16 protein-coding genes and 1 tRNA gene are annotated in these 20092 nt (G+C 25.3%); 11 read left to right on the plus strand and 6 right to left on the minus strand.

Going from position 1 to position 20092, the window contains the following annotated elements; genetic code table 11:
• Positions 1-128: 128 nt before the first annotated feature.
• Positions 129-1694: a hypothetical protein gene (locus tag H0H64_RS02855; protein WP_185857283.1), complete on the plus strand. Its 1566-nt coding sequence runs from the start codon at positions 129-131 to the stop codon at positions 1692-1694.
• A gap of 409 nt (positions 1695-2103) precedes the next feature.
• The gene (gene tyrS, locus H0H64_RS02860) at positions 2104-3378 is read left to right on the plus strand and encodes a tyrosine--tRNA ligase (RefSeq protein ID WP_185857284.1); all 1275 of its coding nucleotides are present in this window, start codon (positions 2104-2106) and stop codon (positions 3376-3378) included.
• A 2-nt stretch (positions 3379-3380) separates the two neighbouring features.
• Here tyrS and era read toward each other — a convergent pair whose 3' ends face one another.
• Positions 3381-4259 (minus strand): GTPase Era, encoded by an 879-nt coding sequence (gene era / locus H0H64_RS02865; protein ID WP_185857622.1) that lies wholly within the window; start codon positions 4257-4259, stop codon positions 3381-3383.
• On the minus strand, positions 4259-6895 hold the full coding sequence (gene clpB / locus H0H64_RS02870; RefSeq protein ID WP_185857285.1) for an ATP-dependent chaperone ClpB: 2637 nt from the start codon (positions 6893-6895) through the stop codon (positions 4259-4261). Before clpB ends, era begins: the two co-directional genes overlap by 1 nt.
• Before the next feature lie 103 nt (positions 6896-6998).
• On the opposite strand from clpB, the gene prfB reads away from it, so the two are divergent.
• Genes prfB through menD form a run of 6 tightly spaced genes read left to right on the plus strand, consistent with a single transcriptional unit; the run spans position 6999 to position 13514 of the window.
• Positions 6999-8102, plus strand: coding sequence for a peptide chain release factor 2 (gene prfB / locus H0H64_RS02875; RefSeq protein WP_185857286.1), 1104 nt, complete (start codon positions 6999-7001; stop codon positions 8100-8102).
• 25 nt (positions 8103-8127) lie between these two features.
• Positions 8128-9519 carry a type III PLP-dependent enzyme domain-containing protein gene (locus tag H0H64_RS02880; RefSeq protein WP_185857287.1) on the plus strand — a complete coding sequence of 464 codons (1392 nt, stop codon included), beginning with the start codon at positions 8128-8130 and terminating at the stop codon, positions 9517-9519.
• Entirely contained in the window at positions 9516-10379 is an 864-nt protein-coding gene (gene speB / locus H0H64_RS02885; RefSeq protein WP_185857288.1) for an agmatinase, read from the plus strand. Before H0H64_RS02880 ends, speB begins: the two co-directional genes overlap by 4 nt.
• 21 nt (positions 10380-10400) lie before the next feature.
• Entirely contained in the window at positions 10401-11096 is a 696-nt protein-coding gene (gene cmk, locus H0H64_RS02890) for a (d)CMP kinase (RefSeq protein ID WP_185857289.1), read from the plus strand.
• Positions 11093-11827: a 3-oxoacyl-[acyl-carrier-protein] reductase gene (gene fabG / locus H0H64_RS02895; protein WP_185857290.1), complete on the plus strand. Its 735-nt coding sequence runs from the start codon at positions 11093-11095 to the stop codon at positions 11825-11827. The genes cmk and fabG overlap by 4 nt, the downstream gene beginning before the upstream one ends.
• Positions 11828-11834: 7 nt before the next feature.
• Positions 11835-13514: a 2-succinyl-5-enolpyruvyl-6-hydroxy-3-cyclohexene-1-carboxylic-acid synthase gene (gene menD, locus H0H64_RS02900; protein WP_185857291.1), complete on the plus strand. Its 1680-nt coding sequence runs from the start codon at positions 11835-11837 to the stop codon at positions 13512-13514.
• Here the strand turns inward: menD and H0H64_RS02905 are convergent.
• From H0H64_RS02905 to H0H64_RS02915, 3 genes are all read right to left on the minus strand, one after another.
• Complete coding sequence (locus H0H64_RS02905) at positions 13506-13955, minus strand: SanA/YdcF family protein (protein WP_238784985.1); 450 nt, start codon at positions 13953-13955, stop codon at positions 13506-13508. The two genes, menD and H0H64_RS02905, sit on opposite strands and share 9 nt — an antisense overlap.
• Positions 13956-14120: 165 nt before the next feature.
• Positions 14121-17420 carry a preprotein translocase subunit SecA gene (secA, locus tag H0H64_RS02910; protein ID WP_185857292.1) on the minus strand — a complete coding sequence of 1100 codons (3300 nt, stop codon included), beginning with the start codon at positions 17418-17420 and terminating at the stop codon, positions 14121-14123.
• A 49-nt stretch (positions 17421-17469) separates the two neighbouring features.
• Positions 17470-17703: a DUF2795 domain-containing protein gene (locus tag H0H64_RS02915; RefSeq protein WP_012821710.1), complete on the minus strand. Its 234-nt coding sequence runs from the start codon at positions 17701-17703 to the stop codon at positions 17470-17472.
• 134 nt (positions 17704-17837) lie between these two features.
• Here H0H64_RS02915 and fmt point away from each other — a divergent pair, with 134 nt between their 5' ends.
• Positions 17838-18806: a methionyl-tRNA formyltransferase gene (gene fmt / locus H0H64_RS02920; RefSeq protein WP_185857293.1), complete on the plus strand. Its 969-nt coding sequence runs from the start codon at positions 17838-17840 to the stop codon at positions 18804-18806.
• A gap of 96 nt (positions 18807-18902) precedes the next feature.
• Positions 18903-19169 (plus strand): HU family DNA-binding protein, encoded by a 267-nt coding sequence (locus tag H0H64_RS02925; RefSeq protein ID WP_185857294.1) that lies wholly within the window; start codon positions 18903-18905, stop codon positions 19167-19169.
• A 63-nt stretch (positions 19170-19232) separates the two neighbouring features.
• Here the strand turns inward: H0H64_RS02925 and pdxH are convergent, their stop codons facing one another.
• Positions 19233-19883 (minus strand): pyridoxamine 5'-phosphate oxidase, encoded by a 651-nt coding sequence (gene pdxH / locus H0H64_RS02930; RefSeq protein ID WP_185857295.1) that lies wholly within the window; start codon positions 19881-19883, stop codon positions 19233-19235.
• Between the two features lie 98 nt (positions 19884-19981).
• Here pdxH and H0H64_RS02935 point away from each other — a divergent pair.
• A tRNA-Met gene (locus tag H0H64_RS02935) sits at positions 19982-20055 on the plus strand.
• Positions 20056-20092 lie beyond the last annotated feature (37 nt).

Raw genomic sequence — 20092 nt, forward strand, 5'->3', positions numbered from 1 at the left:
ATTTTCATCAAAACTATTTTTTCCAAAAAGAAAATAGAAATAAATTATTGTAATACTTACAATATCTAATTACAAAAATTTCTTTATATTTTTCTATTAATCAAATAAAATATTATTATAAAATTACAATGTCTAATTACAATAATAATAAAAATAAATCAGATCATCTATTTTTATTAATTCAAACTTTATCAAAATCAGAGAAAAGAAATTTTAGACTTTATGCGAATCGTATAAAAAGAAATAAATACGCTAAGTTCATGAAATTATTCGAAATCATGAATAAAATGAGTTCTTACAACGAAAAAAAAATATTAAAAAATGTTCCAATAAAAAAAGAACAATTATCTAATATGAAAGCTCATTTATATAAACAAATTTTGATTAGTCTTAAAAAATTACAACAGACTATAGAAAATCATGATATACAAATCCGTGAATATTTAGATTTTGCTAAAATTTTATATAATAAAGGCTTATATATACAAAGCTTAAAATTATTAGGAAAAGCAAAAATTATTGCTCGATCTTGTGAATCGAATACAATTCTATTAGAATTAGTAGAATTTGAAAAAATGATAGAATCTCAACATATAACTAGAAGTCTTTATTCTAGGTCGGGAGAATTATCCTCGGAATCAAAAGAATTAATTGAAAGAATTCAATGTAATAATGCATTATCTAGCCTTTCTTTAGAATTATATGGTTTATATTTAAAAGTAGGATATGTAAGAAATGAAAAAGATAAAATATTTATAGAAACATATTTTCGTACAAATCTTCCAAAATTTGATATTGATAAACTTAGTTTTTACGAAAAATTATTTTTATATCAAGCTCAAGTGTGGTATCATTATATTCGACAAGATTTCATAATGTGCTATAGATCATCTTATAAATGGGTAGAATTGTTTCAGAATCATACAAAGGCTAAAAAAATAGCCCCTGTAAGTTATTTAAAAGGATATCATTACTTGTTAGATACTTTATTTTATCTAAATCATTATTCAAAATTTCTTCATATGTTTAAACAATTTGAAAGAGAAGTAAAAAATGGAGAAATACTAATAAATGGGAATACTAAAATATTAATTTTCATGTATACATATACTAACCGGATCAATAAACATTATATGGAGGGAAGCTTCTCGAAAGGAGTTAAAGAAGTTCTTCCATCATTATTTATAGAATTTAATAAAATTTTTCATCGTTTGGATTATCATTATATTATGATTCTTTATTATAAAATTGCTTGTTTATATTTTGGTAGTGGAGATAATGAAAATACTATTCTGTATTTATCAAAGATTATGGAAAACAAAAAAAAAAACTTACGACAAGATTTGCAATGTTTTGCTAGACTTTTACATTTAATCGCGTGCTACGAAAGCGGCTTAGATGAAAATATGGATCAAAAAATTCAATCTACATATAAATTTTTTATTCAAATGGATGACTGGTATGTTGTACAAAAGAAAATCATTCATTTTTTTCAAAATTTAGGAAACGTATATCCACATCAAATAAAAAATCAATTTAAAAAATTAAGAGATAAATTAATTAAATATTATGATCATCCTTATGAAAAAAGAACTTTCCTATATTTAGATATCATTTCTTGGTTAAATTCAAAAATAGAAAATAAATCTGTAGAATTGATTATAAAGGAAAAATTTTTAAAAAACAATAAATAAAAAAATTATTTAATTCAATAAAAATATGATTCTAAAAAAAAGAATCATAAAATATGAAAAAATAAAATGAATTAAAGCTTTCAATAATAAAGAGAAATTTGAAACACCATAATAATCAATGATTAAATAAAAAAAAATAGAAATGCTGAAAAATAATTTAACCGTGCTACATAGTACATAAATATATGTAGTATGTTTATATTTACGTTTTGTAAACAAATAAAAAAGAAAAAGAAAATTATTTACAGGCAATAAAAAAACATATATTTTTAATATAAAGGGAAAATCTTTTTTAAAAAAAATAATGCTGTAAATGAGATGAACTAAACTAAAAAAAAAAGTAAATAAATTGTACATCATGATTTTTTTTATCATAATCGAATAATTTAAGTCAAGATTTCTATTATCTATGCAAAATATTATTGATGAACTCTCATGGAGAGGTTTAATTAAAAATAAAGTTCCTGGTATAGAAAATCAATTAAAAAAACCTACAACCATGTATGTAGGTTTTGATCCGACATCTGATTCTTTACACTTAGGAAGTCTTTTGCCGATTATTATGTTAATTCATTTTCAAAAAAAAGGACATAAATCTATAGCATTAGTTGGTGGAGCAACAGGTTTGATAGGGGACCCTTCAGAAAGGGAAAATAAAAGAACCTTTTTAAGTAAGAAAGTTTTGCAAAAAAATACGGAATCTATAAAAAACCAAATATTAAGACTTTTAAATTTTTATTCAGAAAAAATAGAATTGTTAAATAATTTCGATTGGATTCAAAATATTACTTTTCTAGATTTTATTCGTGAAATAGGGAAATTTTTTCCTATAAATTACATGATATCTAAAGGCTCCGTCAAAAAAAGAATTAATCATAAAAAAGACGGAATATCCTTCTCTGAATTTTCTTATTCTCTTATACAAGGATATGACTTTTTGTATTTAAATCAAATAAAAAATTGCCAATTGCAAGTTGGTGGATCTGATCAATGGGGAAATATCACGACAGGGATAGAATTGATTCGAAAAAAAACAGGAAAAAAAGCATATGGAATTACTTTTCCTTTAATCACAAAACCTAATGGAGTTAAATTTGGAAAAAGTGAGAAAGAAAAAAATATATGGTTAGATAAAAAAAAAACATCTCCATATAAATTTTATCAATTTTGGATGAATATTTCTGATGTTGAAATTGAAAAGTATATAAGAATATATACTTTTTTTTCTAAAGACAAAATCCAAAATTTAATTATGGAACATAGAAAATATCCAAATAAAAGATTGTTACAGAGAAAATTAGCTAATATAATTACCGAATGGGTCCATGGAAATGAAATTTCCAAAAAAATGATAGAAATTACAAATGTATTATTTGAAAAAATAAACAACCCCTATCAATTATTGGATGATAAAACTTTCATTTCTATATATAATCATATTCCACATATGTTTATATCTTATGATGAATTTGAAAAAGGTATTTTTTTATTAGATATTTTAAAAAAAAGTGGTTTTTTTTCTTCCAAAAGTGAAGCGAATCGTGCTTTAAAAGCAAATTCAATTCACTTGAATCAAGTTCTTGTTAAAGAAAATATTATGATTCAAAAAGAAAATATAATAGGAAAAAAGTATGTTTTGTTCCAATTTGGAAAAAAAGAATTTTTTATTATAAAAATTGAATAAATTTAGTACCCAAAATCTTTTAACTTTTTGTAATCATATCGCCAGTTTTTACAAACTGTTACATACAATTCTAATTGTATCTTTTTCTTAAAGAAAAACTCTATGCTTTTTATAGAAAAAAACTTTAATTTTTGAATAGAATTTCCTTTTTTTCCTATTAATATTCCTTTTTGAGAATATCGTTCTACATATATGTATGATAATATATATATAAAAGTATTTTTATTTTTGAAAAATTTTGTCTGAACTTCTACAGAATAAGGGATTTCTTTTTTATATAAAAAAAATATTTTTTCTCTAATTATTTCATTTACAAAAAAACGTTCATGTCTATTACTTAAATAATCTTTGGGATAATAAGGGGGATGTTCAGATAACAAAGATATAATTTTATTCATTAATAGATCTTGATTCATTTTTTTTAATGCAGATATTGGGAATATTTCTGAATAAGGAAATAATTTATGCCAATAATTAATGGTATAATATAATACTCCACATTGCGTTTCTATTTTATCTATTTTATTAATCAATATAATAATGGGAACACTTTTGTTTTTTTTTTTGATATGATTGAATATTGAAACGTCCTCTAATTTTCCTATTTCTGTAGTAAGTAAAATAATATCTGCATCTTCTAATGATTTTTCTACATATTGCATCATAATTTTTTGCATAGGATAAATAGGATCAATCACACCTGGAGTATCCGAAAAGATAATCTGAAAATTAGATTTATTAACAATTCCCAATATCCTATGACGAGTAGTTTGTGGTTTGTTCGTTATGATAGAAAGTTTTTCTCCCATAAGAGAATTTATTAAGGTAGATTTCCCCACATTAGGAGATCCTATAATATTAACAAAACCGGATTTATGAATCACTTGTTGGTGTTTAAAATATTAATATTTTCAATTCTTTCTGATTGTCTAAACACAATTCCTTGTTCTTTGAAAAAATCTATTAAAATTTTATGACTTTTTTGTATTTTACCTTTTAGTATCTCTTTGGAGAGATTATTTAAAATATCATGCTGAATCACTCTTTTTAAAGGCCTAGCTCCAAAATGAGGATCGTATCCTTTTTCCGATAAATATTCTATAGCTTCATTAGTCGATTCGATAGAAATATTTTTCTTATTATATAGCAATTCTCCTAATTTTTTCATTTGTAATTTAACAATATCTTTTATTTCCTTTCTAGAAAGAGGTTTAAATAAAATAATTTCATCTATACGATTAATAAATTCAGGTCTTACAACATTTTTTAATAAATCTATTAAAGTTTTTTTCGTAGCATCCATTCTATTAGAAGAAATTTCTTGATCCAAATTTTCCTGAATAATATCTGCCCCTATATTGGAAGTCATAATAATAATAGTATTTGTAAAATTAACAGTTCTTCCTTTATTATCCGTTAACCTTCCATCGTCTAAAATTTGCAAGAGGATATTAAAAACATCTGAATGAGCTTTTTCTATTTCATCTAACAAAATAACACTATAAGGGCGTCTACGTATAGCTTCTGTTAATTGTCCACTTTCTTCGTAACCTATATATCCAGGAGGAGCTCCTATGAATCTACTTATAGAATGACGTTCTTGATATTCACTCATATCTATACGAATCATATTATTCTCATCATCGAATAAATATTCTGCTAAAGTTTTAGCGAGTTCTGTTTTTCCTACTCCAGTACTCCCCATAAAAAGAAAAGATCCTATAGGTTTTTTTTCATCTTGTAATCCTGCTCTAGAACGCCGTATAGCATCTGCTATAGATTGAATAGCTTCATTTTGCCCTACTACTCTTTTATGTAATTTTTTTTCTAAAAGTAATAATTTTTCTTTTTCACTTTGCAACATTTTAGTAACCGGAATTCCGGTCCATTTCGATACAACTTGAGCGATATCTTCTCTATAAACTTCTTCTTGTATCATTTTTTTTCCCTTGTCTTCTTGTTTTTTTAATTCATTTTTTAACGCTTTTACTTTATTTTCCTCTTCTTTTATTTTTCCATATCTTAATTCTGCTACTCTCCCATAATCACCTGATCTTTCTGCTTGTTCTGCTTCAAATTTATAATTTTCTATTTGATCTTTAGCTTTTTGGATACCTTCAACTAAATCTTTTTCGTTTTGCCACTGAGTTTGCAATTCCATTCTTTCTTCATTCAATTTATATAATTCTTTTTTTAAAGGAATTAATTGGTTTTCATCATTTTCTTTTTTCAAAGCTTCTATTTGTATTTCCATATGCATAATTTTTCTATGTAATACATCTAATTCTTCTGGTTTTGAATTTATTTCCATTCTCAACTTAGAAGCCGCTTCATCTACAAGATCAATCGCTTTATCTGGTAAAAAACGTTCATTAATATAACGTTTAGATAATTCTACAGCAGCTATAATCGATTCATCTTTTATTCTTACTTTATGATGACTTTCATATTTTTCTTTAATTCCACGTAATATAGATATAGCATCGGAAATAGACGGTTCATCAACATACACCTGTTGAAATCTTCTTTCTAAAGCTTTATCTATTCTAAAATATTTTTGATATTCATTTAAAGTAGTAGCACCTATTGCTCTAAGTTCGCCTCTGGCTAATGCTGGTTTTAAAATATTTGCGGCATCCATAGCACCTTCTCCTCCTCCTGCCCCAACTAAAGTATGAATTTCATCAATAAACAAAATGATTTCTCCATCTGAAAATGTTACCTCTTTTATTACAGCTTTAAGACGTTCTTCAAATTCCCCTTTATATTTAGCTCCTGCAATTAGAGAGGCCATATCTAAAGAATAGACTTGTTTATTTTTTAAATTATCTGGAATATCTCCACTTATAATACGATGGGCTAAACCTTCAGCGATAGCAGTTTTCCCTACTCCTGCTTCTCCAATTAATATTGGGTTGTTTTTTGTTCTTCTAGATAATATTTGTAAAACCCTACGGATTTCTTCATCACGGCCAATAACAGGATCCAATTTCCCTTTATAGGCCCATTCATTAAGATTTTTTGCGTATTTATCCAATGCATTATAGATATTTTCAACTGTAGGAGAAATTATTTTTCCATTTTTTTTTCTTATATCTTTAATTACTTCTTTTATTTTTTTCTCTGTTATTCCTTGATCTATCAATAATTTAGAAGTATCATCTAAACTCATAAAAATTCCGTAAAAAATATGCTCTATAGAGATAAATTGATCTTTTAATATGTTAGCATAATTTTCTGCAAAATTCAACATGTTTGAGACATGTGAGCTGAAATGTTGAGTTAAAGGACCATTAAGTATTTTTGGATAAGTGGAAATAATGCGATCTAAGCCAATAATTATTGATTGATAATTTACTTTTAATTTTTTTAAAATAAAATGAATTATATTTTCTTCAGTTTTTAAAATTGATTTTAAAATATGTGCATTTTCAATAGATTGTTGATTATTCTTTAATGCAATATGTTGCGCTTCTTGTATCGCTTTTTGTGATTTAATTGTAAACTTATAATTCATGTAAAAATGAAATTTTTATTTTCATAATATAAAAAAAATATCAAAAATTTTTGATCAGAATAATTATCAAAACTAATTATTTCAAAATATTTATTTTCGCACTATGATAAAAAAAGAAGAAATACAATCTCTTTCAAAAAGAATTCATAAAATTTATAATATTCTCAGAATAGAGAAAATAAAAGAGCATATAAATAAAGAACAAGAAAAAACATCAAGTCCTAATTTCTGGAAAAATTATAAAAAATCTAAAAGTTTTATAAAGGAAATGCATGATATGAAAGCATGCATAAAAGATTTTACGGAATTAAAAAATGCTTTTGAAGAATTAGAAGTAATATTTTCTTTTTCCAAAGAAGAAAATTTAGAAAAAGAATTCGAAATTCAATTGCATAAAACTAAGAAATTACTTTCAAATATAGAATTGAAAAATATTTTTTCAGAAAAAGAAGATTCTTTCAAAGCTATATTACAAATATCTTCTGGAGCTGGAGGAACTGAAAGTTGTGATTGGGCTTCTATATTAATGAGGATGTATTTTATGTGGGCAGAAAAAAAAAATTTTTCTGTAAAAAAAATACATCATGTATCTGGAGATGTTACTGGTATTAAATCTGTTATTTTAGAAATAGATGGCCCTTATGCTTTTGGTTATTTGAAAGGAGAAAATGGAGTACATAGATTGATCCGTCTATCTCCATTTGATAGTAATTCAAAACGTCATACTTCTTTTTCTTCTGTATATGTTTATCCTATGGTCGATGACCATATTAATATAGATATTAAAACATCAGATATACAATGGGAGACTTTCCGTTCTAGTGGAGCAGGAGGTCAAAATGTAAATAAAGTAGAAACAGGGGTTAGATTACGTCACAATCCTACAGGAATTACTATAGAGAATACAGAATCACGTTCTCAAATACAAAACAGGCAAAAAGCTTTACAATTATTGAAATCCAGATTATTTGAAATAGAAAGAATTAAAATAAATGAAAAAAAAGAAAAAATAGAATCCAAAAAAAAAAAAATAGAATGGGGTTCTCAAATTCGAAATTATATTATGCATCCTTACAAATTAGTAAAAGATTTAAGAACTGGTTATGAAACTACACAAGTTCAATCTGTAATAGATGGGGAAATAGATATTTTTTTAAAAAAATTTTTAATATATAATAAAGGAAATAAAGATACAGATATAAGTTAATTTTCTTACTTTATATTCATTTTCAATGAAAATTCGTTATGCTGATCTGATAGATCAAACTTTTGATTTTCCCACTGAGGAATTTTCTATAAAAAATAATTTTTTAGAATTTCACGGAATTCCATTAATGGATCTTATAAAGAAATACGGAACTCCATTAAAATTTACATATTTACCAAAAATATCTCAAAATATACGAAAAGCTAAAAAATGGTTTGAAAAAGCAATTTATTCCAATCAATATAACAATAAATACACTTATTGTTATTGTACAAAAAGTTCTCATTTTTCTTTTGTGTTAGAAGAAGCTTTGAAAAATAATATTAGTATTGAAACTTCATATGCTTATGACATAGAAATAGTCAAAAATCTTTATCGAAAAGGAAAAACGACTAAAAATATTGAAGTTATATGCAATGGATTTAAACCAAAAAATTACATTGAAAATATATCAGAACTTATAAATAATGGATTTTGTAATACAATTCCAATATTAGATAATTCAGATGAATTGGAAAAACTAAATTTAGTTATTAATTATCCTTTTAAATTGGGTATACGAATAGCTTCTGAAGAAGAGCCTAAATTTGAATTTTATACTTCTAGATTGGGAATCGGATATAAAGATATTATTGTTTTTTATTTAAACAAAATAAAAAATAATCCTAAAGTAGAATTAAAAATGTTACATTTTTTTATAAATACAGGAATAAAAGATACTGCTTATTATTGGAATGAACTTTTCAAGTGTTTACATATTTATGCTAAATTAAAAAAAATAGCACCAGAATTAGAAATCCTAAATATAGGAGGAGGTTTTCCTATTAAAACATCTATGTCTTTTAAGTATGATTATGAATATATGGCGAATGAAATTGTTTATCAAATCAAAAAATTTTGTCAAAAAGAAAATATTTCAGAACCTCATATTTACACAGAATTTGGCGCTTATACAGTAGGAGAAAGTGGAGGGATTTTATATAAAATACTTAATCAAAAACGTCAAAATGATAGAGAAAAATGGAATATGATAGACAGCTCTTTTATGACTACACTTCCTGATACTTGGGCAATAAGTCGTAGATTTATTATGATGGCAATTAATCGTTGGAATGATTGCTATGAAAGAGTTTTTTTAGGAGGATTGACATGCGATAGTGATGATTATTATAATTCAGAACAACATATGAATGCTATATATCTTCCCTGTTTTCATAGAAAAATTCCGCTTTATATTGGTTTTTTCAATACTGGAGCTTATCAAGATACAATTAGTGGATATGGTGGAGTACACCATTGTTTAATCCCTCAACCTATTCATATATTGATAGATCATAATGAAAAAAAAAATTTTGTATATAAAATATTTCGTCAATCACAAAGTCCAGAAGAAGTTTTAAAAATATTAGGTTATTGAAATTTAATTACAAAAAAAAAACTTTTGCGGGAATACCTAAAAAGTATGCTACACTTAATAAATCTAAAACGGTACTTATCCTGGTTCCATATGATTATACTCAAACATGGAAAAAGGGATCAAAAAAAGGGCCCAAAGCTTTTTTATCCGCAGCAGAACATATAGAATTATATGATATTGAAACCAAGTCTGAAGTCTATAAAAAAGGAATTTTTATTGTTCCTTATGTTATAAATTCTTCAATTTCTACAAAAAAAATGATCGAAAAAATATATAATGTTACAAAAAAATTTCTTTCTAAAGAAAAATTCATAACGTTTATAGGAGGAGATCATTCTATATCAATAGGCAGTATTAGAGCTTTCGGAGAAAAATATGCAAATTTAAGTATTCTTCATATGGACGCACATACAGATTTGCGTCCTATATACAAAGGGGATCCTTACAATCATGCTTGTTCTATGTATGAAGCCTCTCAAAAACATCCTTTAATACAAATAGGAATTCGTAGTATGGACATACTAGAAAAAAAATATATTCAAAAAGGAAACATATTTTATATGCATGAAATTTATGAAAATGATTTATGGATGCAAGATGCTATTCATAAATTATCTGAAAATGTATTTATCAGTATAGATATAGATGTTTTTGATCCTAGTATCGCTCCTTCTACAGGGACTCCAGAACCAGGAGGTTTATCTTGGTATACAACTTTAAAATTTTTAAAAAAAGTTTTTCTAAAAAAAAATGTAATAGGATTTGATATAGTAGAGCTTTTACCTAATAAAGAGGAATCTTCTACTGATTTTCTAACCGTAAAACTTTTTTATAAATTACTATCATATAAACATATATAAAATAAATGTGAATTAATTAATATGAATCAAAAAATTATTATAGCTATAGATGGATACTCTTCATCTGGTAAAAGCACTTTAGCTAAAGCTATTTCTAAAAAACTAAAATATAAATATATAGATAGTGGCGCTATGTATAGAAGTGTAGCTTTATTTGCTATTCGAAAAAAAATTTTTGATAGTGATTTGTGGAACACTAGAAATTTTATTTCTATTTTGAAAGAAATCAGGTTAAAATTTAAATGGAATAAAAAATATAATCAAACAGATATTTTTTTAAATGAAGAAAATATTCAATCTAAGATTAGATCTGAAAAAGTAGCGGCTAAAGTAAGTTTAATAGCTCAAATTCCAGAACTTAGAGATAAGTTAACTACCATGCAAAGAAATATTGGAAAAAACAAAGGAATTGTTATAGATGGAAGAGATGTAGGAAATTGTGTATTTCCTAAATCAGAGTTAAAAATATTTATGAAGGGATCCATAGAAATTCGTTCTTACAGAAGATATCAAGATTTAAAAAAAAGAGGAGAAGAGGTGTCTTATGAAGAAGTAAAAAAAAATATAATTCATAGAGATATAATGGATACTTCACGAAATGTATCCCCACTCAAAAAATCTATAGATTCTATAGAAATAGATAATACATTTTTGAGTATAGATGAACAATTAAATCTTATCTTTCAATTAATTAAAAATAATCATATTATCATATGAAATTATTAAATGGAAAAATAGCTATAGTAACAGGAGGTTCAGGAGATATAGGGAAGTCTATCGTAAAAACTTTTGTACAACATGGAGCTAATGTTATTTTTACATTTTTTTCCTCAAAAAAAGAAGCAAAAAAATTAGAATTTGAATTTAAAGATTTGGTTGAAGCATATCAAATAGATCTTTCTGATTTTCATTCATCAGAAAATTTAGTGCAAAAGGTGATAAAAAAATATGGGAGTATAGATATATTAGTGAACAATGCAGGGATTATAAAAGATAATTTTTTGCTTAAAATTTCGAAAGAGAATTGGGATTATGTCATTAAAACTAATCTATATTCTATATTTAATTTAACTAAACATGCTATTCATCCAATGATGAAACAAAAAAAAGGGAGCATTATTAATATGAGCTCCGTTGTAGGATTAACGGGAAATATAGGACAATCTAATTATGCAGCATCGAAAGCAGGAATTATTGGATTTACAAAATCAATAGCCAGAGAATTAGGTAAAAAAAATATCCGTTGTAATGCTATAGCTCCCGGTTATATTGTAACAAAAATGAATTATCACTTTGAATATAAAATCAAAGAAAATTGGATAAGAAATATTCCATTAAAAAGACCAGGAACCCCTCAAGACATAGCTAATTCTACTTTATTTCTTGCTTCAGATTTATCAAACTATATTACTGGTACTGTATTAAATGTAAATGGAGGGTTAATTTAAATCATAAATGTATTCAAATAAAAAAATTGTTCAAAGTTTAGGAGAGATTTTAAAAGCAAAATCTATATTTAACATAATCATATCTCCAGGATCTAGAAACGCTCCAATCATTATACATTTTACTCAACATAAAGATTTTAAAACCTACAGTATTGTAGACGAACGATGTGCTGGTTTTTTTGCATTAGGAATTGCTCAACAAATTAGAAAACCTGTAGTCATTAGTTGCACTTCTGGATCTGCTGTCGTTAATTATTATCCTGCAATTATAGAGGCTTTTTATCAAAGGATTCCACTTATTTTAGTGACAGCAGATAGACCAAAAGAAATAGTAGACGTATTTGAAGGACAATCTATTCATCAGGAAAATATTTTTCAAAAACATGTAGAAACTTCTATTCAATTGACAGAAGACGAATCTGAATCAGGAATATGGTATAATGATAGATTGATGAATCAATCTATAAACAAATGTATTTTAAAAAATAAACCTATACATATTAATATCCCATTCTCTGAACCACTTTATAATACTATAAATCATTTACAAGTAAAACCTAAAATTATAAAAACTATTCCTATTAAAAATTATATTAAAACATATAATTATAAAAAAGAACAATATATATGGAAAAAATGTAAAAAAAAAATGATTTTGTTGGGATTATATTATCCGGAAAAAAAGAATATGGAAAAAATTTTAAGAAAGTTAAGTTTGAATCCTTCTATCGTGATTTTCACAGAAACAACATCTCATGTATATGGAAAATCTTTTTTTTCAAATATAGATCAACTTATTTTTAATATGAATCCTAAAAAATGGATAAGCTTGAAACCTCATATTTTATTAACTATTGGAATAAACATTATATCAAAAAAAATAAAATATTTTTTAAGAAAATATCCTCCAATATATCATTGGCATATAGGGAAACATTACGAAAATTACCCGGATACCTATTATAAATTAACTACTTATTGGGATATAAATCCAGAATCATTTTTTCAAATTTTTGATAATTATACTATCCCTTTTTCAGATTACAGAGAAAAATGGGATAAATTAAAAAGAGAAAAAAAGAAAAAACATAAATTTTTTTTAAAAAAAGAAAAAAGTTTTTCAGATTTAAAAGTTTTGTTCTTTGTGTTTAAAGCTATACCTAATAATACTATCCTACAATTAGGAAACAGTATGATTGTAAGATATTATCAACTTTTTGATGAAAAAAAATATTCTATTAAATCTTATTGTAATCGTGGAACTTCAGGAATAGAAGGATCTGTTTCAACTGCTGTAGGTTCTTCTGTTACAAAAAAAACTGTTACATTAATAATTGGAGATATAAGTTTCTTTTATGACAGTAATGCTTTATGGAATAATTACATTCCAAAAAACTTTCGTATTATACTTATTAATAATGGAGGGGGGAATATCTTCAGATTCATTTCAGAAAAAGAACTTCCTGAAAAAATATTCAATTTTTTCGAAACAAAACATATTCTTTCCGCAGAAAAAATATGCGAAATGCATCATTGGAAATATGAAAAAGTATCTAATCAAAATGCTTTAAAAAATAGTTTATCCTCCTTTTGGGAAAAGTCAAATAAACCTTTTTTATTAGAAATAAACACTCAAAAATCTAACAATGCTCAAATTTTGAAAAAATATTTATCTTATCTATCCTAATCCTATTCTATCTAATCTAATAGATAGAATAATATCCCATAAGGCTTTAATTCTTGCAAAAATTTCTCTGAGTTGTATTTTAGTATCAAAAGTAAGACTTTTAGCATTAAACCCAATTACATCCAGTCCTAAACAATTTCCAATAAAAATAGCTCTTTCATTATGAAATTTTTGAGATATAATCGTAAATTTTTTTTGATGAAAAATTTGATGAACCCTAATGACAGAATGTAAAGTGTTAATTCCATAAAAATCTTCATATATAAAATGAGAAGGAATCCCTTTTTTAATTAACTCTTTTTTCATCATTTTTGGTTCATTATAGTTTTTTTCTCTATTATCTCCACTTACAATAATATAACGTATTTTGTTATGAGAAAAAAGAAAATAAGCTGCATCTATCCTATACTTAAAATATGCATTAATTCCGCCCCCCTGCAAATATTTAGAAGTTCCTAAAACTACACCAAATGCATTATATGGAATATAATTAATAGAATCATAACTCTTTCTTATTGACCATAAACTTATTCCGAAATGACAAAATATAATGAATAAAATAATAATAAAAAATATACGTTTTATTTCTAAAAAACATATTCTATTCTAAAAAGAATCCTCCTCTATGATCCATTCTCCTTTTTCTAAAAAAAATTCTATCTGTTTGAATTTAATATTTTTAGTTTCTCCTGTAATTAAATGACGAATATTAATTCTATTGTTTCTTCCTAATTTTTTTTTATCTTTTCCTTTCATATTCATAAAAAGATTTGTTTTAAAATTATTTTTATTTTTTGGAAAGCACAAAATGTCTCCTCTTATAATAGTAGATTTAAGTAAAAAAGAAATAATTCTTTTGTTTATATTATAAACTCTTTCTTGAAACAAATTAAAAGCATTTTGCTTATAAACAATAAGAGGATCTTTTTGTTCAAAAACAGCGTTTTGTACAGAATATCGTAAACTATCCATTTCACGTAAATGCTCTTTCCATTTTTCATCCATAAAACATAATATAGTCTTTTTTTCAAACATGGATAATAAAGATTTTCCTTTTGTATTGTAGAACTCTTTCAAATATGATATAGAAACTATATTTTGATATCCATCTGTTAAAATAACTCGTATTTGATAAAATTCTTGATTTTTATTATCTACAATATTAGATATAATAGGTTTGATATCTTGATCTATCATTTTTATTTTCTTCTCTTCATAATAACCAATAATTATATCATGAAGTGTGTTTACAGAATCTCGTTCTTTGTAAGATACAAATTCATCTTCTTGTATAGGAAATTTAATTCCAAAAATTTGAAAAAATTCATATTCTAAATTTTTGAAATCATTGAGAGATTGATTAACATTAATCATTATATCTAATAAAAGATAAACCATATTAGAAATATCTAAACTCAATTCATCCCCACATAATGCATTTCTTCGTTTTTTATAAATAAATTCTCTTTGTTTATTAATAACATCATCATAGTCTAACAAACGTTTTCGTATACTAAAATTGTTATCTTCTATTTTTTTTTGTGCTTTTTCAATAGATTTGGTCAATAAAGGATGTTGTATTATATCTCCTTCTTTATGTCCAAATCGATCCATTAATTTAGATAATCTTTCCGAATCAATAAATAAACGAATTAAATTATCTTCTAAAGACACATAAAACTGAGAACTACCTGGATCTCCTTGACGTCCTGATCTTCCTCTTAATTGATTATCTACTCTTCTAGAATCATGTCTTTCTGTTCCTAAAACCGATAATCCTCCATTTTTAATAACTTCTTTTGATAGTTTAATATCAGTTCCACGACCTGCCATATTAGTTGCTATAGTTACGGATCCAGAAAATCCTGCTTTTGCTATAATTTCCGCTTCTTTTTCATGTAATTTGGCATTTAAAACATTATGCGGTATTTTCATAAATTTTAAAGCTCTACTTAGGAATTCTGAAACTTCAACAGAAGTGGTCCCAACAAGAACCGGACGTTTTTCATTTTGAGATAAAAGAATAATTTTTTCTATAACAGCATTATACTTTTCTCGTTTAGTTTTAAAAACAAGATCTTGCAAATCTTTCCTTTGTATTTTTTTATGTGTCGGAATTACTACTACATCTAATTTGTAAATATGCCAAAATTCTCCAGATTCTGTTTCTGCAGTTCCTGTCATACCAGATATTTTCCTATACATTCTAAAATAATTTTGTAAAGTGATTGTAGCAAAAGTCTGACTGGAAGATTCTACTTGAACACTTTCTTTCGCTTCTATAGCTTGATGTAAGCCATCAGAATAACGTCTTCCTTCCATTATACGACCAGTTTGTTCATCTACTATTTTCACTTTTTTATCTAAAACGACATAATCCACATCTCTTTCAAATAAAGTAAAAGCTTTAAGTAATTGATTAATAGTATGAATTCTTTGTGATTTTATAGAAAAATTTTTCAAAAGTTTTTCTTTTTCATTTATTTCTTTTTCCTTGGAAAAATTTTTTTTCTCTACTTCAGTAAGTTCTATATTGACATCTGGTAAGACAAAAAAGCCTATATCTTCCACATTTTTTGATAAAAATTCAATCCCTTTATCTGTTAATTCCACAGTATTATTTTTTTCATCTATCACAAAATAAAGATCTTTGTCCACTTTATACATCTCTCTTCCATGATCTTGAAAATATTGAGATTCAGTTTTTTGCAATATTAAACGAATATTATCTTCACTCAAAAATTTTATTAAAGATTTTTTTTTGGGTAATCCACGATACGCTTGAAATAATTTAAATCCGCCTAATTTTTTTTCTCCATCTTTGATTAAATTCTTTGCTTCATGCAAAAAATTATTAACTATAATGTTTTGCTTACTAACTAGAGTTTTTACTTTTCCTTTAAATAATTCAAATTCTTCTTTATTATCTTTTTTAGGATCAACAGAACCCGATATAATCAAAGGAGTACGCGCTTCATCTATTAATACAGAATCTATTTCATCTATAATAGCATAATTTAACTCTCTTTGAACTAATTCTTCTTTAGAACAAGCCATATTATCACGTAAATAATCAAACCCAAATTCATTATTTGTTCCATAAGTAATATCTGCTTGATATGCTTTTTTACGCATATATACATCAGAAGATGAATAATTATCAATACAATCAACTTTTAATCCATGGAATTCCATTAAAGGAGCCATCCAACTTGTATCTCTTCTAGATAAATAACTGTTTACTGTAACAACATGGACCCCCCTTCCAGATAAAGCATTTAAATAAGCAGATAAAGTGGCTACAAAAGTTTTTCCTTCCCCCGTAGCCATTTCGGCTATCTTTCCCTGATGTAATACTACCCCTCCCATCAACTGAACATCATAATGAACCATGTCCCAAATAATGCTTTTTCCATATGCATTCCATTCATTTATCCAAATTGCTTGATCTCCATTCAAATGGACATAAGACTTTATTTTTGATAATTCTTTATCAAAAGAAGTAGATGTAACAATAAGTCGTTTTTTATCTTTTAAACGTTTAGCTGTTTCTTTAATTATAGCAAAAGCTTGAGGTAAAATATCTATTAATACTTTTTGTTCTGTTTTGTAACATTCTTCTTGAAGACTTTCTAGATTTGAATATATTTTTTCTAAAACGCTAATAGAACAAAATTTTTCTTGTATTTTCTTTAATAATTTTTTTTTCTTTTCATGAAATTTTTTTGTATATGTTTGTATAATATTTTTTAAGTCTTGAGTTTTATTTCTTAATTCATCGTCAGATAACAAAAAGATTTTTTTCTCTTCTTTTTTGATTTGAACCAAAAATTTTCTAACCTCTTTAAGGTCTCTATCATTCTTATTTACTAATAATTTATTTAAAATCTTTATGATAAAACTCATTAAACTAAAAAATATATTAAATTAATTGATCATATAAAAAATAAACAATTCAAAGTTCATATTCATCTCTATTCCAATAAAAATCTTCGTCATCACGTGGATAATCCGCCCATATATCTTCTATAGATTCAAAAACTTCTCCTTCCCCATTTTCTAACTGTTGAAGATTTTCAACTACCTCTAAAGGAGCTCCCGTACGAATAGCAAAATCAATCAATTCTTCCTTTGTTGCCGGCCAAGGTGCATCTTCTAAATGAGAAGCTAATTCTAAAGTCCAATACATATATTAATATTTTTCATTATTAAAAATTAAAAAAATGATATTTTATTTTTATATATTTGATTTTCAAAATCCAATGAACTTTTTTACAAAAATTACAAGATAAAATTAGTGAATTTAAATTACAAATAAATTACATGAAAAAGTTTCCCAAAATTGTATTCATAGGTTCAAACAATTTTTCTCTTTATACATTAAAAGAATTATATATAAAACAACATAATATTATAGGAATAATCACAAGTCCTGATAATCCATTTTTTAAAAATCAAGGTGAAAAAGCATTTACACCTGTTAAAATATACGCATTAGAAAATAATATTCCCTTTTTACAACCTAAAAATCTTAAAAATCATTTTTTTTTAGAAACTCTAAAAGTATGGAATCCAGATATACAAATAGTTGTATCATTTCGTGTTTTACCTAAAGAAGTCTGGAATTTTCCTAAAATGGGATCTTTCAATTTACATGCCTCTCTTCTTCCACAATATAGAGGAGCAGCTCCTATTAATTGGGTTATTATTAATGGAGAAAGTAAAACTGGATTAACTACTTTTTTCATAGAAAAAAAAATAGATTCTGGAAAAATTATTTTACAAAAAGAAATTGGAATCGAAAAAGAAGAAACCGCAGGAGAACTAGAAGAAAAATTAAAAAAAATTAGTGGCTCTATAGTTATTCAAACTTTAGAAAATATTATAGGAAATGAAATAAAATCTATTTCTCAAAAAAAAATTGATTCCTCTGTATTAAAATACGCTCCAAAAATATATACTAAAGATTGTAGAATACAATGGGAAAATCCTTCTATAGAATCAATTTATAACAAAATAAGAGGATTAAGTCCTTATCCTACAGCATGGACTTTGTTATTTTTTAATAAAGAAAAATTTGTTAGATTTAAAATTTTTATTGTTAAAAAAATACGTAAAACACATATTCTTCCAATTGGTCTGATATTCATTGTTTTATCACATGAAATGAAAATTTCCGTTAAAGAAGGTTTTATATCTATTATTGAAGGACAAATAGAAGGTAAAAAAAGAATGCATATTAAAAATTTAATTAATGGATTGAAAATAAGAGAAAATCTTTTTGTTCGATAAAAAAATTTAATCATTTATACTTTATATATATATTTGCTATTGCTGTTGTTAATTATAAGATTATTTTATAGTTAACTAAAATTAAATTAATTATTCATGAACAAAACGGAATTGGTTAATTCAATAGCCGAAAAAACTGGAATAACAAAAATAAAAGCAAAAAACGTTACAGATGCATTTATTGAAACAGTGATTGAATCACTAAAAAAAGGAGATAAAGTAACTCTTGTAGGATTCGGAACCTTTTCTGTAGTAGAAAGACATCCCAGAAATGGAGTCAATCCTAGAACAGGAAAAAAAATATATATTCCAGGAAAAAAAGTAGCTAAATTTAAAATAGGAGCAGAATTAACAAAATTTTAAAGAAAAGAGATAAAGTTTGTAATTCAACAAACTTTATCTCTTTATTTCTTTATTATTATATTATCATGGAGATAATCTGCACAAAATCCATTTTTTTTCTTTTTCTAAAATATAAACAAGTCTATCATGAAGTCTGTTAGGTTGTCCTTGCCAAAATTCCATTCTATAAGGTTTTACAAGATACCCCCCCCAATCAAAAGGCCGTTTTATAGTTCTTTTACTAAAAAAATTGTTCCATTTATTATATTGTTTTAATAAATATTCTTTAGACGAAATAATCATGCTTTGTCTAGAAACCCAACTTCCAATTTTATTTCCTATAGGTCTGTTATGGAAATATTCATCTGATTTTTTTCTTGGAATTTTTGATGTTATTCCTTTAATAATAATTTGTCTTTCCATATTTTTCCAATAAAAAGAAATACATACTTTAGGTATATTTTGAATTGCCCTTCCTTTCAAACTATAATAATTTGTATAAAAAATAAATCCGTTTTCTGAATATTCTTTTAATAAAACAACTCTAGTTTCTGGCCCTCCATCTTCCCCTATAGTAGAAATAGACATAGCGTTAATTTCTTCGTTATCTTTTTGAAATAATTTTTCCTGTTTAAACCAGTTATCAAACAATAAAAAAGGTTCTTTTGGTACTTCAGATTCCAATAAAGGGTTTTTTGCATAGTCTTTTCTAAGATTACTCAAATCAATAGTCATAATATTACAAATATTAATATAAGACAAAAATATACTAACTTTATCTTATCAATAGTATGAGTATGTATGTATAGTAAAATAAAACATACAACATTATCGGCGTGATAGCTCAGTCGGTTAGAGCGTTGGATTCATAACCCAGAGGTCGGGGGTTCAAATCCCCCTCACGCTACTAAAAATGAATTATTATTGTATTATTGTTTGTTTTT

The organism is Blattabacterium cuenoti (genome assembly GCF_014251635.1).
Taxonomy (GTDB): Bacteria; Bacteroidota; Bacteroidia; order Flavobacteriales; family Blattabacteriaceae; genus Blattabacterium; species Blattabacterium cuenoti_S.